1 protein-coding gene is annotated in these 385 nt (G+C 59.0%); it reads left to right on the top strand.

Annotated features, from left to right (window positions below; translation table 11 throughout):
• The coding region (glnL, locus tag CYR32_RS21245; protein ID WP_277621956.1) for a nitrogen regulation protein NR(II) at positions 1-385 on the top strand (385 nt) is incomplete at both ends.

Raw genomic sequence — 385 nt, 5'->3', positions numbered from 1 at the left:
ATTAAAAATCCCCTCGGCGGTTTACGCGGCGCAGCACAGCTGTTGTCAAAAGCGCTGCCCGACCCCTCTCTCAACGAGTACACCAGGGTGATTATCGAACAGGCCGACCGCCTGCGGAACCTGGTGGACAGATTGCTGGGACCGCAACGGCCGGGGCAACACATTACCCAAAGTATTCATAAGGTTGCAGAGCGCGTTTGCCAGCTGGTGTCGCTGGAGAAGCCGGATAACGTCGCCCTGATCAAGGATTACGACCCCAGCCTGCCGGAGCTGGCGCACGATCCCGACCAGATTGAACAGGTGCTGTTGAATATTACCCGCAATGCCCTGCAGGCATTGGGCGAACAGGGCGGCACCATCACGATCCGTACCCGCACGGCTTTCC

Source organism: Chimaeribacter coloradensis (genome assembly GCF_002858715.1).
Taxonomy (GTDB): Bacteria; Pseudomonadota; Gammaproteobacteria; order Enterobacterales; family Enterobacteriaceae; genus Chimaeribacter; species Chimaeribacter coloradensis.
Note: the sequence above shows the minus strand (reverse complement) of the source record. Positions and strands in the feature narration are given on the sequence as shown.